The sequence below is a fragment of the Streptomyces sp. SCSIO ZS0520 genome (assembly GCF_025643355.1).
Lineage (GTDB): Bacteria > Actinomycetota > Actinomycetes > Streptomycetales > Streptomycetaceae > Streptomyces > Streptomyces physcomitrii.
Window position 1 is genome coordinate 7202299 of the sequence record NZ_CP092644.1, and the last position, 25989, is coordinate 7228287.

Consider the following 25989-nt stretch of genomic DNA (forward strand, 5'->3'; position numbering starts at 1 on the left):
GCCCGCGGCCTCCGCCCGCGCGACCGCCGCCGCGATGTCAGAGGTCGAGGCCAATATTGGTGGCGTCCACCGGCCCGGAAGCGCTGGCAGAAGGCGGCGCCGACGGCCATAGTTTCCCCAACCGCCCGCTGCCGCCCACCGGAACCGAAACGGGGTACGTGAGTCCATGACCCGAGCAGAACACCCCTCACGCAGGACCATGCTGGCCGCCGCCGGCGCCGCCGTCCTCGCGGCGACCGCCGGCACCGCCCTGCCCGCCGCCGCCGCGGGCCGCCACCGCGCCCCGGCCGGAGTCGACTACCGCGCCTGGACCACCGCCGCCGACTGGCGCACCGGCAGCCACCAGGGCACCCGCGCGGTCGGCGGCGCCCGGCCCGGCCTCGCCCTCGCCCGCCCGGCCGGGACCGTCGAGTACAAGGACCCGCACACCCAGAAGACCGCCAGCTGGGAGTACGCGGTGTGGACCTCGCCGGTGCACCGGCTGAAGGTGCCCGCCACCGAGGCCATCGCCTCCTGGAACGCGGCGACCCCCGCGGGCACCTGGCTCCAGATCGAACTCCAGGGCACCTACTCCGACGGCAAGGGCACGCCCTGGTACGTCATGGGCCGCTGGGCGTCGGGCGACGGGGACATCCGGCGCACCTCGGTCGACGACCAGAGCGACGGCAAGAGCAGCATCTGGACCGACACCTTCTCCCTGGACGACCCCGCCTCGGGCCTGCGCCTGGTCTCGTACCGGCTGCGGCTGACGCTCTACCGCAAGCCCGGCAGCACGCTGACGCCGACGGTCTGGCGGGCCGGCGCGATGGGCTCCGACATCCCGGACCGCTTCGAGGTGCCCGCCTCCGAGCCGGGCCTGGCCAAGGAGCTGAAGGTCCCGGCCTACTCGCAGAACGTCCACGTGGGCCAGTACCCCGAGTACGACAACGGCGGCGAGGCCTGGTGCAGCCCCACCTCCTCGCAGATGATCATCGAGTCCTGGGGCCGCAAGCCGAGCGCCGAGGACCTGGCCTGGGTCAACCCGGACTACGCCGACCCGCAGGTCTGCCACGCGGCCCGGTACACCTTCGACTACCAGTACGACGGCTGCGGGAACTGGCCGTTCAACGCCGCCTACGCCGCCACCTACAAGGACATGCAGGGCCTGGTCACCCGGCTCGGCTCGCTGGGCGACCTGGAGCGGCTGGTCTCCGCCGGGATCCCGGTCATCACCTCCCAGTCCTTCCTGGAGAAGGAGCTGACCGGCGCGGGGTACGGCACCTCGGGGCACCTCATGACCGTCGTCGGCTTCACCGCCGAGGGCGATGTGATCGCCAACGACCCGGCCTCGAAGGACAACGCGGCCGTCCGCCACGTCTACAAGCGCCGCGAGTGGGAGAACATCTGGCTCCGCACCAAGCGCTACAACGCCGAGGGCAAGGTCGTCTCTGGCACGGGCGGGGTGTGCTACCTGTACTTCCCGGCCAAGGTCACCGCGGCCCAGCAGGCCGCGCTGGAGGCGGTCGGGGTGCGCTGAGGCTCCCTGCGGCGGCCGGGTCCTGCGGGAGCGGGGCTCCGGCCGCGGGGGTTCGGCCGGGGTGCGCCCGCGGGATACGGCGCGTCCGCTGCTCGTAGCGCCCCTCGTTCGTCGGCACCCCTCGTTCGGAGCGCCCCGCGTCCGGAGAGCTCGTTCGCTCAGGCCGCCACCGTCGGGTCGCCCGGCGCCAGGGCGGCTTGGGCGAGCTGCGCGGGATCGGCGGTCGGAGCGGGGTCGCCGGTCAGGACGTGCTCGGCGGGCTGCGCGGCAGCGGGAGCGGCAGCCGCGGCGGTGTCGGCCGGGGCGGGCGCGGCCGGAAGGCTGGCCCGTACGGTGCGGCCCGCGCCGGTGTCGGTGATCTCGACGCGGGTGGCGAGGCAGTCGACGATGCCCAGCCCGCGGCCGCGCTCCTCCGGCCCGCAGGCGCGGGGCTGACGCGGCACCCTCAGGTCGCCGTGGTCGGCGACCACGAGCCGCAGCTCACCGGTGCCGAGGCTGAGCAGCACGGTCATCTCGCTGCGGCCGTACTGCGCCGCGTTCGCGGTCAGCTCGCCGACCGCCAGGACGGCGCACTCCCGGGTCTCCTCGGGCAGCCGCCAGCGGGTCAGCACGGCGGCGGTGAACCGGCGGGCCTCGCGGACCCGGTCGCGGCCGGCGGGCAGCTCGACCAGGGCGCACCCGCGGGGCGCGGGCGAAGCGGAGCGGTGTCGGCCCATGGCGGTGGGTCTCCTGACCGGGCTGCGGGGGGTCGGGGCGGGTGTCCGGCGACGGTGCCGGGCCCGTGGAGTCGAGGGGCGCCCGGGGGCCCTGCGCGACGTCCGACGGTTTTTCTCCCCCTCAGACTAAGGGCCGAGATAACAGGTGTAAATGCCGGATTCTCCCTTTTTCTGAGGTCTAGAATGGGCCGACGGCGAGCAGCCGAGGAGACGGCCCCATGATCCGGCGAACCGTGCGGGACATCCGCAGACGCAACCGATCCGACGTACTGCAGTGCACGTACGCCGCGGGCCGCCCGGTGAACCGGCAGCAGATCGCCGCCGCGACCGGGCTGTCCACGGCCACCGTCGCCACCCTCACCGGGGAACTGCTCGCGGCCGGGGTGCTGCACGAGGTCGGCCAGGAGGACTCCCGGGGCGGCCGCCCCCGCGCCCGGCTCTCGGTGAACGGCGCCCGCGGACTGCTGATCGGCACCGACGTCTCCGAGGACTTCGTCCACACCGCGCTCTTCGACCTCGCCATGCAGGTGCGGGGCACCTTCGAGCGCCCCCTCGACCCGGGCGGCAGCAGCCCCCTGGACGTCGTGGACCTGGTCGCCCTCGGCGTGGACGAGGTGCTGCGCGACTCCGGCGCCGACCGGGAGCGGGTGCTCGGGATCGGCGTGAGCGTGCCCGGCCTGGTGGAGAAGGAGCACGGCGTCTCCCTGCTCTCCGTCTACGGGCACTGGGAGAACGTCCCGCTCAAGGCGCTGCTCGCCGAACGCCTCGGCTTCCCGCTCTACCTGGACAACCCGCTGAAGGCGAGCACGGTGGCCGAGCTGTGGTTCGGCGCGGGCCGCGGCGTGGACAACCTGGTGGTGGTCACCCTGCGGACCGGGGTCGGCGTGGGGATGGCCCTCGACGGCGCCCTCTACCGGGGGGTGACCAACTGCGCGGGCGAGTGGGGCCACACCAGCCTGGTGCGCAAGGGGCGCGGCTGCCGCTGCGGGCGTCTCGGCTGCGTGGAGGCCTATGTCAGCGCGCCGGGGATCCTGCAGACGCTGCGCGAGGCCGACCCGCACAGCCCGCTGCCCGCCCTGGAGGACCAGCGGGCCGCGATCGAGGGGCTCGCCGAGGCCGTACGCCGGGGGGAGCCCGCCGCCGTACGGACCCTGGAGGAGACCGGTGACCACCTGGGGGCCGCCCTCTCGACCCTGATCAACACGCTCAATCCGCGGGTGCTCGTGCTCGGCGACTGGACCGCGGAGCGCCTCGGCGAACCGCTCCTGGAGGCCACCCGCGCCGCGGCGGCCCGCTATGCGCTCGCCCAGCCCTTCAACGCGGTGAGCATGCAGCTGTGCCGGCTCCCGCACAATCCGGTGAGCATGGGCGCCGCCGCCTTCGCCCTGGAGGGCTTCCTCGCCGACCTGGCTTCGGGCGCCGGGCGGGCGGGACGGGGCGGGGTCCGGCCGGTACGCGGCTGAACCGGGGCCCGCCGCCCGGGCGGCGGGGCATGTGGTCAAGCTCTCGCCCGCATCCGGTCGCGGGGATGGCAATCTGGAGAGGCCAGGGGGGCCACGACCACGACGACGTCTGCGAGATGCCATGACCTCGACCTCCGCCGCTGCCGCCCGCGTCCGTGCCCGTACCGGCGGGCCGAAGGACGAGGGGCCGAAGGTCCTGGAGCACGTGCTCGGCTGGACCCTGGTGGTCGTCCTCGCGATGCTCGTCACCCAGGCCGGGCTGCTCTGAGCCGCCGGGCCGTCCCGCGGTGAGCCGGGCGGCCCGCCGTACCGGCCGGAACCCGGTGGTCAGCCCGTAGGCCGGGGGCAACAGGTCTGCCATACTGCGGTGGTTCACCGGGAGCCGGAGACCAGGGCCAGGCATTGCAGAAGAGTTCACAGCGCGAGACCGAACGCAGGGAAGCGCGCGGCACCGAGCGCTCTCTCGCCCGCAGGGCGGAACTCATCGCGGTCGGGCGGAAGTTGTTCGCCGACACCGCCTACGACGTGCTGTCGATGGACGACATCGCCCAGCAGGCGGGCGTCGCCAAGGGCCTGATCTACTACTACTTCAAGTCAAAGCGCGGCTACTACCTCGCCATCATCGAGGACACCTTCGCCGACCTGGTGACCAGCGCCGCGATGGACCCCCAACTCCCCAACGCGGAACGGGTCTCCCGCACCATCGAGGGCTATCTGCGCTACGCCGAGCTGCACCAGGCGGCCTTCCGCACCATCACCCGCGGCGGCATCGGCTTCGACAGCGAGGTGCAGGCGCTGCGTGACGGCGTGCACCACGCGATCATCACCACCATCGCCCAGGGCGCCTACGGCCGCACCGACATCCCCGAACTGGCCCGGATCACTCTGTACGGCTGGCTGTGCAGCGTGGAGGGCATGGCGCTGGACTGGATCGGCCACCAGCGGCTCAGCCGGGCCACGGTCCGCGACGTCCTGGTGCGCGCGCTCGGGGACGCCCTGCGCACCATCGCCGAATTCGAGCCGTCCTGCCCGGCTCCGGCGCGGCTTGATCTGCTCCCCAGCCAGGGCAGGCCGCACTCCTCGCCCGCCTCCGGCACCTAGGGAGCGTCTTCACCGTCCCGCGCGGCGCCGGGTATCGACCCGGCCACAACAGGCCATCCACCCTGTGCCGTCCGCGGCCGATCGGGCATACTCAACGCGCCACAGTCGCTGGTCACGGCCGTATTCGTGATCCGGAACGGCACCATCGACTGGGGAGTTTCCGGCGGCGCGGCCCTACCCCTGCCGTGCTCGCCGCCGAGCCCAACAGGGAGGAGAGCGTCGTCATGTCGGACCGCGCGCCGCAGCCGGTGGAGCGTCAACTGCCCACGGACGAGGCGAGGGATCTGATCTCGCTCGTACGAGACATCGCCCAGCGGGAGATCGCGCCGCACACGGCCGAGGAAGAGGAGGCCGGACGCTTCCCGCGCGAGGTCTTCCGGCTGCTCTCCGAGGCGGGTCTGCTGGGCCTTCCCTACAGCTCCGAATTCGGCGGCGGCGACCAGCCCTACGAGGTGTACCTCCAGGTCCTGGAGGAGCTGGCCGCGGCCCGGCTCACCGTCGGGCTCGGTGTCAGCGTCCACTCCCTCGCCTCCCACGCGCTCGCGAACTTCGGCACCAAGGAGCAGAAGGCGGCCCATCTGCCCGCGATGCTCGGCGGCGGACTGCTCGGCGCCTACTGCCTGTCCGAACCCACCTCCGGATCGGACGCCGCCGCCCTGCGCACCAAGGCGGTCCGCGAGGGCGAGGACTGGGTCCTGACCGGCACCAAGGCGTGGATCACGCACGGCGGCGTCGCCGACTTCCTCACCGTGCTCGCCCGCTCCGGCGGCGAGGGCGCGCGCGGCATCAGCGCCTATCTGGTGCCCGGTGACGCCGCGGGTCTGAGCGCGGCGCCGCCGGAGAAGAAGATGGGCATGAAGGGCTCGCCCACCGCCCAGCTGCACTTCGACGGGGTGCGGGTGGCCGACGACCGCCGTATCGGGGAGGAGGGCCAGGGCTTCGCGATCGCCCTCGCCGCCCTCGACGCCGGTCGGCTCGGCATCGCGGCCTGCGCGATCGGTGTCGCCCAGGCCGCCCTGGACGCGGCGGTCTCCTACGCGGGGGAGCGGCGCCAGTTCTCCCGCCGGATCGCCGACTTCCAGGGGCTGCGCTTCCTGCTCGCCGACATGGCCACCCAGATCGAGGCGGGCCGCGCGCTGTACCTGGCGGCGGCCCGGCTGCGCGACGCGGGCAGACCCTTCGCCAAGCAGGCCGCGATGGCGAAGCTGATGTGCACCGACACCGCGATGAAGGTCACCGTGGACGCGGTCCAGGTCCTCGGCGGCTACGGCTACACCGCCGACTTCCCCGTGGAGCGCCTGATGCGCGAGGCCAAGGTGCTGCAGATCGTCGAGGGCACCAATCAGATCCAGCGCATGGTCATCGGCCGCCACCTCGTGGGCCCCGAGGAGCGCTGAGCCGGGCGGCACCCGCCGGGGACGCCGCGAGCCGGGTCCACTCCGGGTCGTGACGCCCCGGCAGGGTACGGCCGCGGTCGGCCCACTGGCTGAGCAGCGCGCGGTAGATGGGGGGATCCCCGGGCACGGGTTGCGGAACCGATTCTGCCGACGTGGGCACCTGGATGCGCCGACGGCGGCCCGTCGCCGAGTACGAGGTGGTCATGCCGGGCCAACGCGCCCGGCGGCCCGGAGGTCACCGCCGCCCCGATTCGCGCATCGGTTCGCGCCGTGACCGCCGGGAACGGAGACGGGGGCCGCGGCGACCGCGAGGCGATCACGCCCGGTACGTACGGCACCCGGGACGTACAGCAGTCGGGACGTGCGGCAGTCGACTCCGGCGGCGGCCCGCAGGGCGCGTGGGTCCTGCGGGTGCTCGGCCTCGGGTGTCCGTGCCGGACGGGGTCCACCCGCGCCGCCGCCTTCGGCGCCGCGGGGGAGAGCGGAGGGTCAGGCCGCGGCGCTCGGGAAGTGCGCGAGGGTGCGCACCGGCCGGGAGCCGGGTCCACCGGCGTGCGAGAAGGGCTGCGTCCGCCAGTCGAGCCCCTGAGGCAGCGTCAGGAGGACGGCGGTGTCGGGCTCCCGGACCGCGAACGGGTCACCGGCCGGACGGGCCGAGGCGACCGGCAGTCCGGTGCCGGGGCAGACCTGGAGGCCGAAGGGGTTCCAGGGGGTGGGGCACAGGGCGTGCTCCGGGAGGACGTCCTCCTCGGCGAGGACGGCGATGGGCTGCGCGCAGTCGGGGCAGGCGAGCCGGACGATCTCGAAACCCTCCTCGCTGCCCGGGTGGTCGCCGGGTTCGACACCCTCCGGCTCGGGCTCGACGACCGCCTGCTTGGTACGGGCCTGGCGGCCGGGGCGCTTCACAGTCTGCATGGGATTCTCCCCCTCGGGATGGGCCGGCCGGGCACTGCGGCCTCGGCCACAGCAAGCTTTTCCCGTGACCTTCGCGTGATAACCGTGCCAATCCTCTGTAGGGGGTCGGCGGCTTGTGGTGTTCGTCACACGCAGGGCGTACGTTCGGGGCGCGCACTCCGGCGTATACGCCCTGACGTGCACAACTCGCCCCTCGGTGCGCCCCTTTCACGCCCACCGGACGCCGCACCGCCCCGCGGCGGGCCCGCCCGCTGCCCGCACTCTGGGACCTCCCGACGTGTGGCTACCTCCTCGGACCAGCGGACCTGTAGGTTCTCCGGCATGGAGGAGCTGGATCGACGGATCGTGCAGCTGCTCGTCGAGGACGGGCGGATGAGCTACACGGATTTGGGCAAGGCCACGGGCCTGTCCACCTCGGCCGTGCACCAGCGGGTGCGCAGGCTCGAACAGCGCGGAGTGATCCGCGGGTACGCGGCCGTGGTCGACCCGGAGGCGGTGGGCCTGCCGATGACCGCGTTCATCTCCGTGAAGCCCTTCGATCCGAGCGCCCCCGACGACATCGCCGAACGCCTCGCCGGAGTACCGGAGATCGAGGCCTGCCACAGCGTCGCCGGGGACGAGAACTACATCCTCAAGGTCCGGGTCGCCACCCCGCACGACCTGGAGAACCTGCTGGCCCGACTGCGCTCGCTCGCCGGGGTCTCCACCCGTACGACGGTCGTCCTCTCCACCCCCTACGAGGCGCGCCCGCCCCGCGTCTGAGGCCCCGCGCCAGGCCTCGGCTCCTCGGCGGACCGCGGCGCCCGCGCGAGGCGGGAGACTGGTGCCATGAGCGAGCGCACCACCCCCGAAACCGAGCCGCGCACCGTGCTGCTGCGCGGCGGCGAGGTCCACAGCCCCGCCGACCCCTTCGCCACCGCCATGGCGGTCCGCGGCGACCGGATCGCCTGGGTCGGCTCCGAGGGCGCCGCGGACGCCCTCCTGGACGGCGCCGACGAGGTGGTCGACCTCCAAGGGGCCCTGGTCACCCCGGCGTTCACCGACGCCCATGTGCACACCACGGCCACCGGGCTCGCCCTGACCGGCCTCGACCTCACCGGGGCCGCCTCCCGCGCCGAGGCCCTCGCCCTGGTCCGCGCGCACGCCGCGGCGCGGCCCGCGGACGCCGTGCTCCTCGGCCACGGCTGGGACGCCGCCCGCTGGCCCGACGGCCGCCCGCCGAGCCGCGAGGAGCTGGACGAGGCCACCGGCTCCCGCCCGCTCTACCTCTCCCGTATCGACGTGCACTCCGCGGTGGTCACCACCGCCCTGCTCGACCTGGTCCCCGGGGTGACCGCACGCACCGGCTACACCCCCGGCGCCCCCCTCACCCAGGACGCCCACCACGCGGTGCGCACCGCCGCCCTCGCCGCCCTCACCGCCGCCCAGCGCACCGAGGCGCAGCGGGCCGCCCTGCGCCGCGCGGCCTCGCTGGGGATCGGCTCGGTGCACGAGTGCGGGGGGCCGGTGACCTCCGGCGAGGAGGACTTCACCGGGCTCCTCGCGCTCGCCCGCGCGGAGCCGGGCCCCCGGGTCACCGGCTACTGGGGCGAACTCGTCGACTCGGCGGAGGGCGCCGACCGGGTGCGCGCGCTCGGCGCGGCCGGGGCGGCGGGCGACCTCTTCGTGGACGGCGCCTTCGGCTCGCACACCGCCTGCCTGCACGAGCCCTACGCGGACGCCGGGCACACCGGCGCCGCCTACCTCCCCGCCGACCGGATCGCGGCACATGTCCTCGCCTGCACCGAGGCGGGACTGCAGGCCGGCTTCCACGCCATCGGCGACGCCGCGGTCGGCGCCGTCACCGAAGGGGTGCGCGCCGCCGCCGAGAAGCTCGGACACGACCGGATCCGGGCCGCCCGGCACCGCGTCGAGCACGCCGAACTGCTCGGCCCCGAGTCCGTCGCCGCCTTCGCCGAACTCGGCCTGACCGCCTCGGTGCAGCCCGTCTTCGACGCCCTGTGGGGCGGGGCGGACGGCATGTACGCGGAGCGCCTCGGTGCCGAACGCGCCCGCGCGCTCAACCCGTTCGCCGCCCTGCTGCGCGCGGGCGTCCCGCTCGCCCTCGGCTCCGACTCGCCGGTGACCCCGCTCGGCCCCTGGGCCGCGGTGCGCGCCGCCGCGTTCCACCGCACCCCCGAGCACCGCATCTCGGTACGCGCCGCCTTCGCCGCCCACACCCGGGGCGGCTGGCGGGCAAGAGGACACGACGAGGCGGGAGTTCTGGTGCCGGGCGCCCCCGCCGACTACGTCCTGTGGCGCACCGGCGAACTGGTGGTGCAGGCGCCCGACGACCGGGTGGCGCGCTGGTCCACCGACCCGCGCTCCGGGACCCCCGGGCTGCCCGATCTGACCCCGGGCACGCGGCTGCCCGAAGCCCTGCGGACGGTGGTCGGCGGGCGCACCGTCTTCGTAGGGCCGGACGAGTGATCCGGCCCGGCCGGACGGGCAACGCCCCTGTGCGCCGCAGCTCTTGATATCAGCGCCTTCTCGGGGCTGACCAGCTCTGATCGCGAAACGCCGCAGGCTGCACGGCTGTTGACAGGAAGGCTTGGTGAACGGGTAGTTTCGGCCAGGTCCACCACAGGACATCCGACCGGAGAACATCCCCCGCGGCCTTCGCGCGCCGCTGGATCATTGAGTGTGGTGTGCCGCACCGGCCCACCAGCACTGGGAGCCAGGCCCAGCCGTCGCCGCTGCGCCGCGAGGGAGCGTTCCGGCCGGCTGGGAGTCCCTCCCAGCTCGCGGAGAGCTTGGGGGAGGGTGTGACCCGGGTGGGGCCCGGCCGCTCAGTAGACAACGGCTTTCGGTCGATCCGCAGCCAGCGGGTCCCAGGTCGGCCCGAAGAGCGCCGGGCCCCGATCCGCTGCCCGCCGCCCCGCGGGCCCCCGCCCCCGCACCTGCCGTCGCGGCGCCCCCACCGGGGACGACTAAGGTAGGTCCCCGCGTACGGAGACGAAGGGGCAGCAGTGAGCGACGGCGACGAGTCCTTGGCGGCACAGGACCGGGACAAGAGGTTCGGCCCGCTGGGCACCGCCCTGGTGATCATCCCGACCTACAACGAGGCCGAGAACATCCTCGCGATCCTCGGCCGGGTACGGGAGGCCGTCCCCGAGGCGCACGTCCTGGTCGCGGACGACAACAGCCCCGACGGCACCGGCAAGCTCGCCGACGAGTTCGCCGCCTCCGACGCGCAGGTCCACGTACTGCACCGCAAGGGCAAGGAAGGGCTCGGCGCCGCCTATCTCGCGGGCTTCCGCTGGGGCCTGGAGCGCGACTACGGCGTACTGATCGAGATGGACGCCGACGGCTCCCACCAGCCCGAGGAACTGCCCCGGCTGCTGACCGCGCTCGGCGGCGCGGACCTCGTGCTCGGCTCGCGCTGGGTGCCGGGCGGCCGCGCGGTGAACTGGCCGAAGTACCGCGAGTTCATCTCCCGCGGCGGCAGCACCTACTCCCGGCTGATGCTGGACGTGCCGATCCGCGATGTCACCGGCGGGTTCCGGGCTTTCCGCCGGGAGACCCTGGAGGGCCTCGGGCTCGCCGAGGTGGCCTCCCAGGGGTACTGCTTCCAGGTCGACCTGGCCCGGCGCGCGGTCAAGGCGGGCTACCACGTGGTGGAGGTGCCGATCACCTTCGTCGAGCGGGTGCACGGCGACTCCAAGATGAGCCGCGACATCGTCGTCGAGGCGCTGTGGCGGGTCACCGTCTGGGGCGTGCAGGGGCGCCTCGGCCGGATCGCGGGCCGCGGCGAGGGCACGGCGGACGGCGGCGGCACGGCGGCCAAGGGCTGACCGCCACGCCGCGCGCGGCCGCCCGCGTCACGCGACCGGCCACCCACGTCACGCGAGCGACCACCCGCGTCGGGGCCGACTGCTCCTTATCCCGCACTGAGCGGGAGCCAGGCACACTGGAACCATGACCACAGGCACCTCGGCTTCCTCCGCCCCGCGCCCGCGGCGCTCCCGCGCGCGCAGATTCGTCCCGCTGGGCATCGCCGCCTGGCTGGTCCTGGAGATCTGGCTGCTGACCCTGGTCGCGGAGGCCGCGGGCGGGGTCACCGTGTTCCTGCTGCTGCTCGCCGGTGCCGTCCTCGGCGCCATGGTCGTCAAGCGCGCCGGGCGCAGGGCCATGAGCAGGCTCTCCGAGATCGTGCAGCAGCAGCAGTCCGGTGCCGCTCCGGCCGTCGCCGGGCGCAGCGAGGGCAACGCCTTCGCGATGCTCGCCGGGCTGCTGCTCATCCTGCCCGGCTTCCTCTCCGACCTCGCCGGTCTGCTGCTGCTCCTGCCGCCGGTGCGCACCTCGCTCGGCCGGACCGCCGAGAAGGCCATGGAGCGGCGCGTGGACCGGGCCGCCGCGGGCGGTCTCGGGGACCCGCTCCGCCGGGCCCGGATGTACCGGCCGGACGGCAAGGTCGTCCAGGGCGAGGTCATCAGGGACGAGGAGCCCACCGGCCCCGATCAGGACCCGCGGCCGCCGCTCGCCCCCTGAACCGCGGCCCGCCCCTTGAGGCCGCGCGGGTGGCCGGGAGGCGCGCGTACGCGTACCCGAAGGAAGGCGGACGCGCGCGCACGCTTGCGCACACGAGAGAGCCGCGGGCTGCGTCACACGGTGTGTGCGCGGCCCGCGGCTCTCTCGTCGTGCTCTTGTTCGTCGTGCGCTTGTCGATCTCCGGGGACTGTCGTGTCCCGCCGGTGATCCGCCGAGGATCAGGCGGACTTGCGGCTGTCCCGCGGGTGTACGGCGATGTTCATCGCACCGGAGCGCAGAACCGCGAGACGCTCGGCGAGCACCTCTTCCAGCTCCTCACGGGTACGCCGTTCCATCAGCATGTCCCAGTGTGTACGCGCGGGCTTCGCCTTCTTCTCCTCCGGACCGTCGCCGTCGACGAGGAGTGCCTGGGCCCCACAGACCTTGCACTCCCACTCCGGCGGGATTTCCGCCTCCACCGAGAAGGGCATCTCGAAACGGTGCCCCTTCTCGCAGGCGTACTCCACGGCCTGGCGCGGGGCCAGGTCGATACCGCGGTCGGTCTCGTAGCTGGTCACCACGAGGCGCGTGCCGCGAAGAGCTCGCTCACTCATGAATCGTGCCTCCCGGGCTTGTCGCCCACAGGACAGGTGTCGCTGTCGTCGTCATCCGGTCAACGTCCGGTCGGCGGTAAAGATTCCCGTCAGGGTCATGTGTCGCCGTCGTAGCCGCCCCTTGTTTTACCCACAGCCGCCCGGTTTGTCACATCTAGCGGGAGATGTCACCCAGCGCTTCTTCGTCTTTGACACGCAGTAACGGTACGGCTTGCAGGCCAAGGGCGTACACTACCGGCCTTTGGCGCCGGACGCTAAATCCTTCGCCGGGTCCCGGCCGCGCGTCGTGGTGCCGGTGAGGCGAAATCGCCGCTCGGCGGGCGTACGGAAGGCCTCCGTGGAGTCTTGGTGAAACTCCTCGGGCCTCGGCCGGACCGGGGGTTCAGACCCAGATCCCGCGCTCCTCGAAGACCGCCCTGAGCACGTCGAGCCGGTCGGTCATCACGGCGTCCACCCCGAGATCCAGCAGCCGGTGCATGCGCTCCGCCTCGTTGACCGTCCAGACGTGGACCTGCAGTCCCCGGGCGTGGGCGCGGCGCACGAAGCGCCGGTCCACCACCGGGACGCCGTACTGCGACGCGGGCACCTGCGCGCAGACCGCCGTCTCCCGCACCGGCCAGGGCAGGCCGAGCGAGCGCGCCCGCAGCCCGAGGACGCCCGCGGTGCCGTACGAGGTCGCAAGGCGGGGACCGCAGAGCCGCTGGGCCCGGGCGACGCGGCTCTCGGAGAAGGAGCCGAGGCAGACCCGGTCCCAGAGCCCGGCCGCGCGGACCAGGTCGAGGAAGGGGGCGAGGGCGGCCTCCGCCTTCACGTCCACGTTCCAGCGGGCCTCGGGGAACTCCGCCACCAGATCCTCGAAGAGCGGGATCGGCTCCCGGCCCGCCACCCTGGCCTGCCGCACCTCGGTCCAGGGCAGTTCGGCGATCCGGCCCGAGGCGTCGGTGAGCCGGTCCAGGGCGGCGTCGTGGAAGGCGACCAGCTCGCCGTCCCGGGTGAGGTGGACGTCCGTCTCCAGATAGCGGTAGCCCTGCGCCCGCGCGCGGCGGAAGGCGGCGGCCGTGTTCTCCAGCCCCTCGGCCGTACCGCCGCGGTGGGCGAAGGGGATCGGCCCGGGGTGGTCCAGGTAGGGGTGGCGGGGCTCGGTGGTCACCGCCGCAGTATGGACCGGCGGGGTGTCCGCCCGGCGACGACCGCGCTGACCCCCGGGGACCCGGGGGCGGCGAGACGGCGCAGGAAGAACTGGGCGAGCGGGCCGATGGCCAGGGCGTAGGCCACCGTCCCGGCGCCGACCGTGCCGCCGAGGACGAACCCGGTGGCGACCACCGCGACCTCGACCCCGGTGCGCGCCAGGCGGATCGAGAGCCCGGTGCGCCGGTGCAGCCCGGTCATCAGGCCGTCGCGGGGGCCGGGCCCGAAGGCGGCGGCGATGTAGAGGCCGGTGGCCAGTCCGTTGAGGGCGATGCCGAGGAGGAGCAGCGGGATCCGTACGGCGAGCGCGTCCGGCGCGGGGAGCAGCGCGAGGGTGCCGTCCATGGCGAGGCCGACCACGAACACATTGGAGACGGTGCCGAGTCCGGGCCGCTGCCGGAGCGGGACCCAGAGCAGCAGCACCACCGCCCCGACGAGGATCGAGACCACCCCGATCGACAGACCGCTCCGCTCGGCCAGCCCCTGGTGCAGTACCCCCCAGGGCTCCAGGCCCAGTCCCGCGGCCACCAGGAGGGCGGAGCTGGCCCCGTAGAGCGCGAGGCCCGCGTAGAGCTGGACGAGGCGGCGCGGCAGCCGGGCTCCGGGCCGGCCGGGGCCCGGGGTGCGCGCGGCCTCAGGGAAGGGTTCCGGGACAGACGCCGCGGCGGCGGCCGGGGAGTCGGCGGCGGCGCGAGGACCGGGTACGGCGGACAAGAGGGACCCCCAGGGTGACGGCTGCGGTGGTGGAAGTGGCCTGACCCGTGACACTCTGTGGCGGTGATTCCAGGGCCATCCATGGCCAATCCGGGGAAGGTGGACTGATTTCCATGGCGCAGTGGACCTCGGCGGTCGGCTCGACCCAGCTCGCCCGGCTGCTCACCTCCCAGCAGAGCCGGCCCGCGGGCCCGGGCTCGCGCCGCCCCCCGGCCTACCGCTCGCTGGCCGACGGGATCCGCCTGCTCGTCCTGGAGGGCCGGGTGCCGGTCGCCGCCCGCCTGCCCGCGGAGCGCGAACTCGCCCTCGCGCTCAGCGTCAGCCGTACCACCGTCGCCGCCGCCTACGAGGCGCTGCGCACCGAGGGCTTCCTGGAGTCCCGCCGGGGCGCGGGGAGTTGGACCGCGGTACCGGCGGGCAATCCGCTCCCCGCCCGCGGACTCGAACCGCTGCCGCCGGAGGCGCTCGGCTCGGTGATCGACCTCGGCACCGCCGCGCTGCCCGCCCCCGAGCCCTGGCTCACCCGCGCGGTGCGGGGCGCCCTGGAGGAGCTGCCGCCCTACGCGCACACCCACGGCGACTACCCCGCCGGACTGCCCGCCCTGCGGGCCATGCTCGCCGAGCGGTACACGGCCCGCGGCATCCCGACCATGCCCGAGCAGATCATGGTCACCACCGGGGCCATGGGCGCCACCGACGCGCTCTGCCACCTCTTCGCCGGACGCGGCGAGCGCATCGCCGTCGAATCGCCCAGCTACGCCAACATCCTCCAGCTGATGCGCGAGGCGGGCGCCCGCCTCGTCCCGGTCGCCATGGCCGAGGGGCTCGGCGGCTGGGACCTGGACCGCTGGCGGCAGGTGCTGCGCGATGCCGCGCCCCGACTCGCCTATGTCGTCGCCGACTTCCACAATCCGACCGGCGCCCTCGCCGACGAGGACCAGCGGCGCGGACTGGTGGAGGCCGCCCGCTCGGCGGGCACCGTGCTCGTGGTGGACGAGACCATGATCGAGCTGAACCTCGACGAGGACGTGCCGATGCCCCGGCCGGTCTGCGGCTTCGACCCCGCGGGTTCGACGGTGATCACGGTCGGCTCGGCCAGCAAGGCCTTCTGGGCCGGGATGCGCATCGGCTGGGTGCGGGCCGCCCCGGACGTCATCCGCAGCCTGGTCTCGGCCCGCGCCTACGCCGACCTCGGCACCCCGGTCCTCGAACAGCTCGCCGTCAACTGGCTCCTCAGCACCGGGGGTTGGGAGTCCGCCGTCGACCTGCGCCGGGCCCAGGCCAGGGAGAACCGGGACACCCTGGTCGCCGCCCTGCGCCGCGAACTCCCCGACTGGGACTACGCGGTGCCCGCGGGCGGCCTCACCCTCTGGGTCCGCACCGGAGGACTGTCCGGCTCCCGGATCGCCGAGGTGGGGGACCGGGTCGGGGTGCGGGTGCCCTCCGGGCCGCGCTTCGGGGTGGACGGCGCCTTCGAGGGCTTCGTACGGCTGCCGTTCACGGTCGGCGGCGCGGTCGCCGACGAGGCCGCGGCCCGGCTCGCGGCGGCGGCCCGCCTGGTGGCGAGCGGCGCGGCGCCCGGCGGCGAGTCGCCGCGGACCTTCGTGGCCTGAGGGGCGCGGACCCGGCGGCGGGGATCCGGGCCGGGTGCGCTGCGGGGGCCGAGGGAGGTCAACTGCCGCCCGGCGAGGCCGAGTAGAGGCTTCAGGACCCCGGGCCGTCGAGTACGGGCACGGGTGCGCGGGAGGCCTGGGAGACCGGAGCCTTGTCCCGTACTGCTGCTCCTGCTCGGTCCGCCGTCTGCGCCGTCTCCTCTGTCCGTGCCGTCTGTGCCGTCTCCTCTGGCTGTGCCGGTTCCGCTGTGGCCGTGCCGCCGGGTGGAGCCTCCGGCAGTGGTTCCGCGGCTTCGGCCTCGGCGGCTTCGGTGTCGGCGGGGGCCTTGGGAACGGCGGCGGCCTCGGCCTCGGGAACGGCCTCCGGCAGCAGGGCGCGTACCGCCGCCCGGTGGGTCTCGCTGGTGGCCTCGTCGTACGGGTCGGGGGTGACCGGGACCTGGAGGCGGTGCACCGGGCCGGTGCCGAGGCGGGCGTAGCCGCGGCCCGGGGGCATCTCCTCGGTGGGGGTGGTGTGCGGCGGGAGGCCGAGGACCAGTTGCGTCTGGGCCTCGTTGGTGCGGCCGAGGACGACGCGGGCCCTGGTGTGCTGGAGCACCGGTTCGCCGAGCACGTCGAATCCGTCGAACTGCTCGGCGACCACCACGGTCACCTGGGCCGCCCTGCCGTGCCGCAGCGGGACCTGGAGCAGCGACTGGGGATCGCCCCTGCCGTCCGCGGCGGCCACGTGCCCGAGCACGCTGGGCCGGTCGAGCAGGATCCACAGCGGGCGGGTGCAGTCGGGCGGCGGTGCCTGGCCCGCCTGGCGCGCGCGGTTGGCGGCGAGCAGCCGGCGCTCGGTCTCGCGGGCGGCCCATTCCAGCCCGGCGAGCGCACCGGTGAGCCCGCACTCCACGGCGAGGACGCCCGGCCGCCCGTTCAGGCAGGCGTACTCCCCGCTGCCGCTGCCCTCGATCACCAGGACCTCGCCGTGTTCGAGCGCCTGGAGGGCGAGCGAGCGCAGCAGGGTCGTGGTGCCGCTGCCCGGCTGGCCCACGGCGAGCAGATGCGGCTCGGTGGAGCGGGCGCCGGTGCGCCAGACCACCGGCGGGAGGTCCTCGGTGCCGCGGCCCCGGCTGACCGGCAGGGTGCGCCGGACGGCGCCGGGGTCGGTGAAGCCGAGGACCACTTCCTCCGCCGCGGTGACGAAGCGCTGCGCGGCGATGTCGGTGGGCAGCGGCGCGAGCACCGTGAGCGTGAGGATGTTGGCCTCCTGCGCCCAGTCGAAGTGGTACTCGCGGCCCCGGCCCGCCTTGGCGTGCAGGAGCTGCTCGATACGGGCGCGCGCCTCCGGGTCGCCGTCCGGGAAGTAGGCGGGGTAGCGCAGGGTCAGGCTGCTGACCCGGCCGTTCTCGTCGAAGTCGTGGTCGCCGAGGGCCCGCGACCACTCGCCGCCGTGCGCGTAGAGCGGATCCGGGTCCTCGGGGACCGAGAAGTGCGGGACGAGCGCGTCGTAGAGGGACTGCAGCCGCTCGGTGCGGTCCTCCTGCGGGACCTCGGGCTCGGCGGCGGCCCCCGGTGCGCGGCCCGCCCAGCCCGCTGCGGCCATCAGGGTGATGAGGGCGAGCAGCGGGCCGTACGGCACGAGGGCGACGGTCAGGACGAGGGCGGCGACGAAGAAGAGCAGCGGTCCGCGCCGGTCCTTGGGGGTCTCGGCCCATTTCGTACGAGCCGCCGCGGCGAGTCGGCGCAGTCCGCGGCTGATCGTCAGGAGCGGGTGGAGGACATCGGTGGCACCGTCGGCGGCCGTCCGCGCCAGCTCCCGGCTGCGGGCCACCTGTGCGCGGGGGTTGCTGAGGATGCGGGGGAGGGGGCGCCGGGCCACGGCTGTCTCCTGAAAGGTCCGAGGAAGGAGCGGAAGGAGCGGAAGGAGCCGGACGGGTGCGGGAGGGTCAGAACTTGATCCCGCCGAGGATGTTGGCGAGGCTCGCGCCGCCCGCCTCGATGCTGGGGGCGAGGGCGGTACCGGCGATGTAGAAGCCGAAGAGCGCGCAGACCACGGCGTGCGAGGCCTTGAGCCCGTCCTTGCGGAAGAGGACGAAGACGATGACTCCGAGGAGCACCACACCCGAAATGGACAGAATCATGAGAGTTCTCCTGGTTGGCGGGGACGGTCACTATGAGTGCTTCTAGGGTCACAGAATGTGCCTATATGATTAAAGCTGCAAATGGGTGGAAATCCGGCGAAGGTCGCTGGTCGTCCGGCATCCGCCCGGCGGGCCGGGCGTCACGGGCGGATTCGCGCGTGCGGACGGTGTGCGGACCCGCGGATCGCCGGGGTGCGGGGCTCGCGCGCAGTACGCTGGCGATTCACCCGTACGGGGCCGGATCACGGCCGCTGCGGCGCGTCCGGTCCGAAGTGCGAGAGCCGTCCAGGGCGGCAGAGAGGCGGAGTGTCCCCATGGGTCAAGCGCCCGATCCCGAGGTCCCGGGTCCTGAGATTCCGGGGTCCGGAGCGTCCGGTCCCGAGGCTGCCGAGGCCGCCGCGGGTCCCGATCCGGAGGTGGTGGAGCTGGCCGGGCGGGTCTTCGACATGGCGCGCGGCGGTGACGCGGAGGGCCTCGGCGCCTATGTGGACGCAGGGGTTCCGGTGGACCTCACCAACGACCGCGGCGACTCCCTCCTGATGCTCGCCGCCTACCACGGCCACGCCCCCGCGGTGCGCGCCCTGCTCCAGCGCGGCGCCGACGCGGACCGCGCCAACGACCGGGGGCAGACCCCGCTCGCCGGGGCCGTGTTCAAGGGCGAGTACGAGGTGATCGAAGCCCTCCTCGAAGGCGGGGCGAATCCGGAGTCCGGGATTCCGTCCGCGGTCGACACGGCCCGGATGTTCGGCAAGCAGGAGCTGCTCACACTTTTCGGCGCCGCTTGAGGCACCCGCCCTGACCTGGGGAAACGGCCGATGGCGAGGAGATGTCGCCAAGGCGTGGGAAATCTGGTCGCGGTGGCGAGAAGCCCTGGGCCATCATGACGTCGTGATTCACGGACGTGACAGCGGGGCAGGTGGTCCCGCACCGCGCGGCCCGTGAGCGGCCCCCCGCGGGCCATCGACGAGAGGCAGAGGAACATGGTCTTCAGCAAGCACGAGACGACGGGCACCCCGACGTGTTGTCACGCAGCCAGGTAGTGCACGGTCCCCGGTTGCGTCGACTCTCGATGTGAGGCTGTTCCCATGTTCGAAACGGTCATAGCGCCCAGCGGCACGCTGCTCGGCCTGCTCCAGCGGGGCCGCGGCGACGGCACGCTGCACGCGCTCACCGCCCCCCGCCCCGAAGCTCTCGCGGCGCTCGACCAGTGTGTGCTGCGCGACCCCCGCCACGACTGGCAGCTGGAGAACCGCTCGCTGTACTACGCGCGGCTCTACCTCGACCTGAACGGCGGACTCGACCAGATCGAGCGGCACCTCTTCGACGTCGAGGACACCCTCGACACCGAGGACAGCCGCACCGGCCTCGCACTCTCCGTGCTCGGCCATCTCGCCTCCTACGAGCGGCGGGACGCGCTGCTGCTGCTGCGCCGGTACGCCGCCCACGGCAGCAACTGGGCCTGGGCCCTCGACGAACTCGCCCTGCGCGACGACGACGCGGCGCTCGCCGCCCTCGCCCCCCGCATCCTCGCCAGGTTCCCGGCCTCGGCCGAGGGAGAGCGCGCACTCGCCACCGCCGTACGCGAGTCCTTCGAACCCCGGCCGTGGCGGCTGTGGGCCGAGGATCCGCGCCCCGAGGTGGGCGCCCGGGTGCGCGCGGCCCAGGAGCAGGGCTCCTTCGACCGCTGGCAACGCCAGCTGCGGCCCGCGGGCCCGCGCCCCGACTGGAGCGTCCAGGCCGTACTGGACTGGGCCCAGGAGGGTGTGGCCCTCGGCGCCGCCCGGCAGGTGCCGGCCGCGCGCTGCCTGGCCGCCGTCGCCGCCGCCGAGGACCGGCCGCAGATCGTCGCCGCCGCCCGCGAGGGCGAGGAGGGCGCCCGCTGCGCCGCCCTGCGCTATCTCGCCGACAGCCAGGACCCGCAGGTCTTCGCCCTGGTCGAGGCCGCCGCGGCGACCGGCCCGCACTCCGTCACCGAGGCCGCCGTCGACGCCTTCGAACGCATGCGCAACCCGGCCGCCCTCGCCCAGGCCAGGCGCTGGGCCCCGCGCACCGACGAACTCGGCGCCGCCGCGGGCCGGTTGCTCGCCTGCCGCGGCACGGCCGCCGACGGACCCCTCGTCCTCGGCGCCCTGCGGGAGGCCGTCCGCGCCGAGGGGCCCGACGCCCCCGCGCTGTGGCCGCTGGTCGACGGGGTGGGACGGCTCGGCATCGCCTGCGCCGCCCCCGTACTGCGGCACATCTACCGGGAGACGGCCTCCTCCCATCTGCGCGGCGGCGCGGCCCGCGCGCTCGCGGTGACCGACCCGGGCTTCCCCGCCTCCTTCGCGGTGGAGTGCCTGTGGGACTGCGAGGAGTCCACCCGCGAGGTCGCGGCCCGGCACGCGGAGACCGCGGACGCCCGCGTCGTCGACCAGCTCCGGCGCCTCGCGGCCGATCCCGCGGAAGAGGCCGAGGTGCAGACGGCGGTACGCAGCCGCATCGGGCCGGACGTGGCGACGGGCTGACCGGCCACGGGGGACGGGCCCGGCGGCGGACGCAGAACTCCCGCCCCTGCCACGGGAGTTCACCCCGCCAGGGGACTTCGCCACGCCACCGGACGACGGCCCCGCCGAGGGACTTCGGCCCCGACCGCCGACCGCCGACCGCCGACCGCCGACCGGCGGCCCCCGGCCCCCGGCACCGGCCCCCGGCACCGGGCCCCGCCCGCCGCGACCCCCCACCGGACGCCCCGCGCGGCTGCCGCGAGGCCGAACGCTCACGGGACGTTCTCCGGGGCGAAAGGCCCGCGTCGTCGGGGCCACGTCCGGTACGAGGACAACACCGGTATGCGTGTCGTCATCGTGACCGAATCCTTTCCCCCCGATGTGAACGGCGTTGCCCACTGCGCCCTGCAGACCGCCCGGCACCTCCTCGCGCGCGGTCATGACCCCCTCGTCCTCGCCCCGGCCACCGCCGCCGGTGCGGGAGCCGACGCGGACGCCCCCTGCCCCGTCGTCCGCGTCCCCTCCCTGCCGCTGCCCGGCTATCCGCAGGTCCGGGTGGCGCTCCCCAGCCGCCGCCTCGCCGCGACCCTGACCGCGCACCGCGCCGACCTGGTCCACCTCGCCAGCCCCTTCGTCCTCGGGGTGCGCGGGATGGCCGCCGCCCGGCGGCTGCGGATCCCCGCCGTCGCCGTCTACCAGACCGACCTCGCGGGCTACGCCCGTACCTACCTCAGCACCGGGGAGGCCGCCGCCTGGCGGCGGATCCGCAATGTCCACGCCGCCGCCGACCGCACCCTGGCCCCCTCCACGGTCTCGCTGCGCGACCTGGAGGCGCACGGCGTCCCCCGGGTCCGCCTCTGGGCCCGCGGGGTGGACACCGAGCGCTTCACCCCCGGGCGTCGCGAGGAGTCCCTGCGCCGGACGCTCGCCCCGGGCGGCGAACTCCTCGTCGGGTACGTGGGCCGCCTGGCCGCCGAGAAGCACGTCGAACTCCTCGGCGGGGTCTGCGCGCTGCCCGGGGTGAAGGTCGTCGTGGTCGGCGACGGGCCGAGCGGGCCGGGGCTTCGGTCCGCGCTGCCGGGCGCGCTCTTCCTCGGCCGCCGCACCGGCACCGAACTGGCCCGGATCTTCGCCTCCCTGGACGTCTTCGCGCACACCGGCCCCTTCGAGACCTTCTGCCAGACCGTGCAGGAGGCGATGGCCAGCGGCCTCCCGGTGGTGGCCCCCGCCGCGGGCGGCCCGCTCGACCTGGTCGACCACGGCCGCACCGGCTTCCTCGTCCCGCCCAGGGATCCCGGGGCGCTCAAGGAGGCGGTGGCCCTGCTCGCCGCCGACCCGGCGCTGCGGGCCCGGCAGGGCGCCGCGGGCCGGGCCGCCGTCGAGGGGCGCACCTGGGCCGCCGTCGGCGACGAACTCCTCGGCCACTACGGCGAGGTCCTGCGCGAGCGCACGGCGGTGGCGGCATGAGCGGCGGCCCCCTGCGCATTGTCAGGATCGCGAACTTCGTCGCCCCCGCCTCCGGCGGACTGCGCACCGCACTGCGCGCACTCGGCGCGGGCTACCTCGCCGCGGGCCACGAACCGGTCCTGATCGTGCCCGGCGAGCGCGCCTCGGACCGGCACACCGGCCAGGGCCGCGTGATCACCCTGCCGGGACCGGTGCTCCCGGGCACCGGCGGCTACCGGGTCCTGCTCGACCGGTCCCGGCTGCGGCGGCTGCTCGCCGAGCTGGCCCCCGACCGCCTGGAGGTCTCCGACCGCACCACCCTGCGCTGGACCGGCGAGTGGGCCCGCCGCGCCCGGGTCCCGGCCCTGATGGTCTCCCACGAGACCGCGCACGGCGTGCTGCGCACCTGGGGCCTCGGCGAGGAGGGCGCCCGCCGTACCGCGGACTTCCTCAACCTCCGTACCGCCAGGGCCTATTCGCGGGTGGTGTGTACGACCGAGTGGGCCGAGCGGGAGTTCCTGCGGATCGGCGCGCGCAATGTCGTACGGGCGCCGCTCGGGGTCGACCTCGCCGACCGGCACCCCGGTCTCGCGGACCCCGCCCTGCGCGCCCGCCTCGCCCCGGACGGGGAGCTCCTGCTCGCCATGTGCGCGCGCCTCTCGGTGGAGAAGCGGCCCTGGACCGCCCTGGAGACCGTGGCCGGTCTGCGGGCCCGCGGGGAGCGGGTGGTCCTGGTGGTCGCCGGGGACGGTCCGCTGCGCGGGCGGCTGGCCCAGCGCGCGGCCGAGCAGCGGCTGCCGGTCACCTTCCTCGGGCACGTCGAGGACCGCGCCCGGCTCGGCGCCCTCCAGGCCACCGCGGACCTCTGCCTGGCGCCCGGGCCCGCCGAGACCTTCGGCCTCGCCGCCCTGGAGGCGCTGGCCTGCGGCACCCCGGTGGTGGCCAGCGCCTCCTCCGCGCTCGGCGAGGTCCTCGGCCCGGCGGGCACCACCGCCGCCGACCACGGCGAGGCCTTCGCCGCGGCGGTACGGGAACTCCTCCGCCGCCCGGAGCCCGCGCGCAGACAGGCGGCGCGGGCCCGTGCCGCCTGCTTCGGCTGGCCGGCGGCGGTCGAGGGCTTCCTGCGCGCCCACGAGGCGGCGGTCCGGGTGGGGACGGTGTCCACCGCGGGGGCGGTCCGGGTGGGGGCGGTGTCCACCGCGGGGGCGGCCGACTCCCCTCGGCCTGCGACCGATTCGGCTCCGCCGGTGCCGGAATCCGCTGTGTCTGCGGCCGACTCGGCACTGCCGGTGCTGGACGCCGCCCTGCCTGCGATTGCCTCCGCCCGATCCGCGTCCGACTCCGCCCTGCCGGTGCCGGTGCCGGTGCCGGTGCCGGACGCCGTGCTGCCTGCGGCCGACTCGGCTCTGCCCGTGCCCGACTCCGCTGCCGGATAGGGCAGTTCAGGATCCAGTGCGGCAACTGTCAGGGCGGCGGGCGGCGACGTCCGGGACGGGTGGTCCGGGCAGCCCGGGTGGAAGGGGAGCGGCGCGGAGCGAGGAGGGCCTTCTCCGTCGCCCGCCTCGCCCGGCCGTGCGTACCCCGGTGGCGCCCGGGACGCACAGATGCGGTCCCGCCGCCCCGGGGGATTGGGCGGCGGAACCGCGGTCCTGCACTGCACTGACGGATCGCGGCGCGAAAGTGTGACAGGGCCGCCCGGTTCATCGGTGAGCGGGCCCCGGACCCGCCAGGTCCTCGGGCGAGCGGGCCGCCGGACCCGCAGGTGGACGGCCCACCGGGCCGCGAGGCTCGGCCGGTTCGTGGGCGACCGGGACCCGGGGAACCGCCAGGTTTCATGAGTGACGGGGCCCCGAGGACCCGCCCGCTCCATGGGCGAGCGAGCCCCCGGCCCCACCCGAACCACGCGAACTCCCCAGTGGACAGCGGGAGTTCACGCACCCTCCGCCAGCAGGAAGCGCACCGGAGTCCCCGGCACCGCCTGGGCCGCCGCGGCCAGGTCCGCGGGGGCGACGACGGCGGCCACCGGGTAGCCGCCGGTGGTGGGGTGGTCGGCCAGGAAGACCACGGGTCTGCCGTCCGGTGGCACCTGCACCGCGCCCAGGACCAGCCCCTCGCTGGGGAGTTCGCCGGTCAGGGCCCGCTGGAGCGGGGGGCCCTCGGTGCGCAGGCCGATGCGGTTGCTCGCCGCCGAGACCCGGTAGCGGGCGCGTCCGAGGAGGGCGAGCGCGGCCGGGGTGAACCAGTCGGCGCGCGGTCCCGGCCTCGCCCGCAGGAGGAGTTCGGCGGGCGGCGCGGGCTGTGCCGCGTATCCGCTCGGCGGGGGCGCGGTCCCGGCCGGGCCGAGGGGCAGTACGGCGCCCTCGGTCAGCGGCGCCGGGCCGAGACCGGAGAGCAGATCGGTCGAGCGGCTGCCCAGCACCGGATCCACCGCGACGCCGCCCGCGAAGGCGACATAGCTGCGCACCCCCGCAGTCACCCGGCCGAGTTCGAGCACCGCGCCCGCGGGCACCCGCACCGGGGCGCCCCAGGCCACCGGCCTGCCGTCCACCCGTACCGGGCAGGGCGCGCCGGTGACCGCGGCGAGCACCGTCCCGCGCGGCCGGAGCGCGCAGCCGTCGAGGGTGGTCTCCAGGACGGCGGCCCCGGCCGGGTTGCCGACCAGCCGGTTGGCCAGCGCGGCGGCCGGGGCGTCCAGGGCGCCGGAGCGCGGCACCCCGAGGTGGGCGTGCCCGGCGCGGCCCCGGTCCTGCACGGTGGTGAGCGCGCCCGCCCGGACCACCGAGAGCGCGCGGTCGCTCATCGCTCCTCCCCGGGCGGCAGGTACCGGGGGACGAAGCGGACCCGCATGCCCGGGGCGAGCAGCGCGGCCGGGGAGCGCTGCGCGTCCCACAGCACGCACTCCGCCGTACCGATCAACTGCCAGCCGCCGGGGGAGGAGCGCGGGTAGACGCCGGTGTACGGGCCCGCGAGGCCCACCGCCCCGGCCGGGACGGCGGTGCGCGGATCGGGGCGGCGCGGCACCGCGTACCGCTCGGGCAGGCCGGTGAGATAGCCGAAGCCGGGGGCGAAGCCGCAGAAGGCGACGCGGAAGACGGTCTCCGCGTGCAGCAGTGCCGCGGCCCGCGGGGTGAGGCCCCAGTGCGCGGCGACCTCGGCCAGGTCGGGTCCGTCGTAGCGCACCGGGATCTCGGTGAGCGCGCCGTCCACGGCCGCCACCGGGGGCAGTCGCCATTCGGGCAGCCGGGCGGCGAGCGCGGCCGGGTCGTCGAGGCCGTCGAGCAGGACGGTGCGGGCGGCGGGCACGATCTCGGTGGCGCGCAGCTCGCCCGCGGTGCGGCGGCGCAGGAGTTCGGCGTGCAGGGCGGCCGCCTGCTCCCCGTCGTCCAGCTCGACCAGGAGGGCGTGCGCACCGGCCGGGAGGCATCTCATACGAAGGCCTCCACCCGCAGGCCCGCCGACTCCAGGCCCCGCCGCACCCGCCGGGCCAGCTCCACGGCGCCCTCGGTGTCCCCGTGCAGGCACAGGGACCGCGCCGCCACCGTCACTTCACGGCCCCCGAGCGCGGTGACCCGGCCGTCCCGCGCGAGACCGACGGAGCGGGCGAGCACCTCCTCGGCGGCGGTGACCACGGCGCCCTCGATGCCGCGCGGGACGAGGGTGCCCTCCTCGGTGTACGCCCGGTCGGCGAAGGCCTCCGGCACCGCGCGCAGGCCCGCCTTCGCCGCGTACTCCAGGAGCCGTGAGCCGGGCAGCCCGAGGACCGGCAGCGCGCCGCCCGCCAGGAGGATCCCGTCGACCACCGCGGCCGCCTGCTCCTCGTCGCGCACCACCCGGTTGTAGAGCGCGCCGTGTGGCTTCACATAGGCGACCCGGCTGCCCGCGGCCCGGGCGAAGACCTCCAAGGCGCCTATCTGGTAGGCGACTTCGGCGGTCAGCTCGGGCCCGGGCACGTCCATGGCGCGGCGCCCGAAGCCCGCCAGGTCGCGGTAGGAGACCTGGGCGCCGATGCGTACGCCCCGCTCGGCGGCGAGCGCGCAGACCCGCCGCATGGTGGCGGCGTCGCCCGCGTGGAAGCCGCAGGCGATGTTGGCGCTGGTCACCACGGTGAGCAGCGCCTCGTCCTCGGTCAGGTGCCAGCGGCCGAAGCCCTCGCCGAGGTCGGCGTTGAGGTCGATGGCGGTCAGGGGC

At 75.2% G+C, this 25989-nt stretch carries 24 protein-coding genes and 1 pseudogene; 14 read left to right on the top strand and 11 right to left on the bottom strand.

All coding sequences use genetic code 11. The features are described from left to right. Nucleotides 1-166: 166 nt before the first annotated feature. The gene (locus tag MID12_RS29385; RefSeq protein WP_040255137.1) at nt 167-1516 is read left to right on the top strand and encodes a peptidase C39 family protein; all 1350 of its coding nucleotides are present in this window, start codon (nt 167-169) and stop codon (nt 1514-1516) included. Between the two features lie 158 nt (nt 1517-1674). Here the strand turns inward: MID12_RS29385 and MID12_RS29390 are convergent, their stop codons facing one another. Next, on the bottom strand, nt 1675-2232 hold the full coding sequence (locus tag MID12_RS29390) for an ATP-binding protein (RefSeq protein ID WP_263172024.1): 558 nt from the start codon (nt 2230-2232) through the stop codon (nt 1675-1677). 218 nt (nt 2233-2450) lie between these two features. Between MID12_RS29390 and MID12_RS29395 the strand changes: the two genes are divergently transcribed. From MID12_RS29395 to MID12_RS29410, 4 genes are all read left to right on the top strand, one after another. Then, nucleotides 2451-3695 (top strand): ROK family protein, encoded by a 1245-nt coding sequence (locus tag MID12_RS29395; RefSeq protein ID WP_263172025.1) that lies wholly within the window; start codon nt 2451-2453, stop codon nt 3693-3695. A 121-nt stretch (nt 3696-3816) separates the two neighbouring features. Further along, on the top strand, nt 3817-3963 hold the full coding sequence (locus MID12_RS29400) for an SCO1431 family membrane protein (protein ID WP_107071411.1): 147 nt from the start codon (nt 3817-3819) through the stop codon (nt 3961-3963). Nucleotides 3964-4097: 134 nt separating this feature from the next. Continuing rightward, nucleotides 4098-4796 carry a TetR/AcrR family transcriptional regulator gene (locus MID12_RS29405; protein WP_263172028.1) on the top strand — a complete coding sequence of 233 codons (699 nt, stop codon included), beginning with the start codon at nt 4098-4100 and terminating at the stop codon, nt 4794-4796. Between the two features lie 224 nt (nt 4797-5020). Continuing rightward, nucleotides 5021-6193 carry an acyl-CoA dehydrogenase family protein gene (locus MID12_RS29410; protein ID WP_040258478.1) on the top strand — a complete coding sequence of 391 codons (1173 nt, stop codon included), beginning with the start codon at nt 5021-5023 and terminating at the stop codon, nt 6191-6193. Here MID12_RS29410 and MID12_RS29415 read toward each other — a convergent pair. Both MID12_RS29415 and MID12_RS29420 read right to left on the bottom strand, forming a co-directional pair. Next, nucleotides 6156-6398: a hypothetical protein gene (locus tag MID12_RS29415; RefSeq protein ID WP_078845288.1), complete on the bottom strand. Its 243-nt coding sequence runs from the start codon at nt 6396-6398 to the stop codon at nt 6156-6158. The two genes, MID12_RS29410 and MID12_RS29415, sit on opposite strands and share 38 nt — an antisense overlap. Before the next feature lie 284 nt (nt 6399-6682). Continuing rightward, entirely contained in the window at nt 6683-7108 is a 426-nt protein-coding gene (locus MID12_RS29420) for a hypothetical protein (protein WP_263172032.1), read from the bottom strand. A 321-nt stretch (nt 7109-7429) separates the two neighbouring features. Between MID12_RS29420 and MID12_RS29425 the strand changes: the two genes are divergently transcribed. The 4 genes from MID12_RS29425 to fxsA all read left to right on the top strand — a co-directional run bounded on the left by MID12_RS29425 (nt 7430) and on the right by fxsA (nt 11638). Then, nucleotides 7430-7870 carry an Lrp/AsnC family transcriptional regulator gene (locus tag MID12_RS29425; RefSeq protein ID WP_040255139.1) on the top strand — a complete coding sequence of 147 codons (441 nt, stop codon included), beginning with the start codon at nt 7430-7432 and terminating at the stop codon, nt 7868-7870. 66 nt (nt 7871-7936) lie between these two features. Beyond that, complete coding sequence (locus tag MID12_RS29430) at nt 7937-9577, top strand: amidohydrolase (protein ID WP_263172035.1); 1641 nt, start codon at nt 7937-7939, stop codon at nt 9575-9577. 539 nt (nt 9578-10116) lie between these two features. Next, nucleotides 10117-10941 carry a polyprenol monophosphomannose synthase gene (locus MID12_RS29435; RefSeq protein WP_040255141.1) on the top strand — a complete coding sequence of 275 codons (825 nt, stop codon included), beginning with the start codon at nt 10117-10119 and terminating at the stop codon, nt 10939-10941. A 124-nt stretch (nt 10942-11065) separates the two neighbouring features. After that, nucleotides 11066-11638, top strand: a complete 573-nt coding sequence (gene fxsA, locus MID12_RS29440) for an FxsA family membrane protein (RefSeq protein WP_040255142.1) — start codon at nt 11066-11068, stop codon at nt 11636-11638. 218 nt (nt 11639-11856) lie between these two features. Here fxsA and MID12_RS29445 read toward each other — a convergent pair whose 3' ends face one another. From MID12_RS29445 to MID12_RS29455, 3 genes are all read right to left on the bottom strand, one after another. Further along, nucleotides 11857-12231 (bottom strand): RNA polymerase-binding protein RbpA, encoded by a 375-nt coding sequence (locus MID12_RS29445; protein WP_030677841.1) that lies wholly within the window; start codon nt 12229-12231, stop codon nt 11857-11859. 382 nt (nt 12232-12613) lie between these two features. Further along, nucleotides 12614-13381, bottom strand: coding sequence for a glycerophosphodiester phosphodiesterase (locus MID12_RS29450; RefSeq protein WP_263172038.1), 768 nt, complete (start codon nt 13379-13381; stop codon nt 12614-12616). Next, complete coding sequence (locus MID12_RS29455; RefSeq protein ID WP_263173525.1) at nt 13378-14013, bottom strand: YczE/YyaS/YitT family protein; 636 nt, start codon at nt 14011-14013, stop codon at nt 13378-13380. The genes MID12_RS29450 and MID12_RS29455 overlap by 4 nt, the downstream gene beginning before the upstream one ends. A gap of 233 nt (nt 14014-14246) precedes the next feature. Between MID12_RS29455 and MID12_RS29460 the strand changes: the two genes are divergently transcribed. Beyond that, entirely contained in the window at nt 14247-15746 is a 1500-nt protein-coding gene (locus MID12_RS29460; protein WP_263172042.1) for a PLP-dependent aminotransferase family protein, read from the top strand. Nucleotides 15747-15837: 91 nt separating this feature from the next. On the opposite strand, the gene MID12_RS29465 is transcribed toward MID12_RS29460, so the two are convergent. Both MID12_RS29465 and MID12_RS29470 read right to left on the bottom strand, forming a co-directional pair. Next, a complete protein-coding gene (locus MID12_RS29465) occupies nt 15838-17610 on the bottom strand; it encodes a hypothetical protein (RefSeq protein WP_263172043.1) in 1773 nt (590 codons plus the stop codon). A 67-nt stretch (nt 17611-17677) separates the two neighbouring features. Continuing rightward, nucleotides 17678-17872: a hypothetical protein gene (locus MID12_RS29470; protein ID WP_263172045.1), complete on the bottom strand. Its 195-nt coding sequence runs from the start codon at nt 17870-17872 to the stop codon at nt 17678-17680. A 446-nt stretch (nt 17873-18318) separates the two neighbouring features. On the opposite strand from MID12_RS29470, the gene MID12_RS29475 reads away from it, so the two are divergent. From MID12_RS29475 to MID12_RS29490, 4 genes and pseudogenes are all read left to right on the top strand, one after another. Continuing rightward, a complete protein-coding gene (locus MID12_RS29475; protein ID WP_263173526.1) occupies nt 18319-18657 on the top strand; it encodes an ankyrin repeat domain-containing protein in 339 nt (112 codons plus the stop codon). Between the two features lie 300 nt (nt 18658-18957). Then, a complete protein-coding gene (locus MID12_RS29480) occupies nt 18958-20376 on the top strand; it encodes a hypothetical protein (RefSeq protein ID WP_040255147.1) in 1419 nt (472 codons plus the stop codon). A gap of 321 nt (nt 20377-20697) precedes the next feature. After that, entirely contained in the window at nt 20698-21822 is a 1125-nt protein-coding gene (locus MID12_RS29485; RefSeq protein ID WP_263172048.1) for a glycosyltransferase family 4 protein, read from the top strand. After that, nucleotides 21819-22946, top strand: a pseudogene (locus MID12_RS29490) (glycosyltransferase); the annotation flags it as partial. The gene MID12_RS29485 and the pseudogene MID12_RS29490, both read left to right, overlap by 4 nt. Nucleotides 22947-23731: 785 nt before the next feature. Here MID12_RS29490 and MID12_RS29495 read toward each other — a convergent pair. The 3 genes from MID12_RS29495 to MID12_RS29505 are packed head-to-tail and all read right to left on the bottom strand — an operon-like array spanning nt 23732 to nt 25985. Continuing rightward, the gene (locus MID12_RS29495) at nt 23732-24601 is read right to left on the bottom strand and encodes a biotin-dependent carboxyltransferase family protein (protein WP_040255149.1); all 870 of its coding nucleotides are present in this window, start codon (nt 24599-24601) and stop codon (nt 23732-23734) included. Next, on the bottom strand, nt 24598-25230 hold the full coding sequence (locus MID12_RS29500) for a 5-oxoprolinase subunit B family protein (RefSeq protein ID WP_040255150.1): 633 nt from the start codon (nt 25228-25230) through the stop codon (nt 24598-24600). The genes MID12_RS29495 and MID12_RS29500 overlap by 4 nt, the downstream gene beginning before the upstream one ends. Next, nucleotides 25227-25985, bottom strand: coding sequence for a LamB/YcsF family protein (locus MID12_RS29505; protein WP_263173529.1), 759 nt, complete (start codon nt 25983-25985; stop codon nt 25227-25229). Before MID12_RS29505 ends, MID12_RS29500 begins: the two co-directional genes overlap by 4 nt. Nucleotides 25986-25989: the final 4 nt, after the last annotated feature.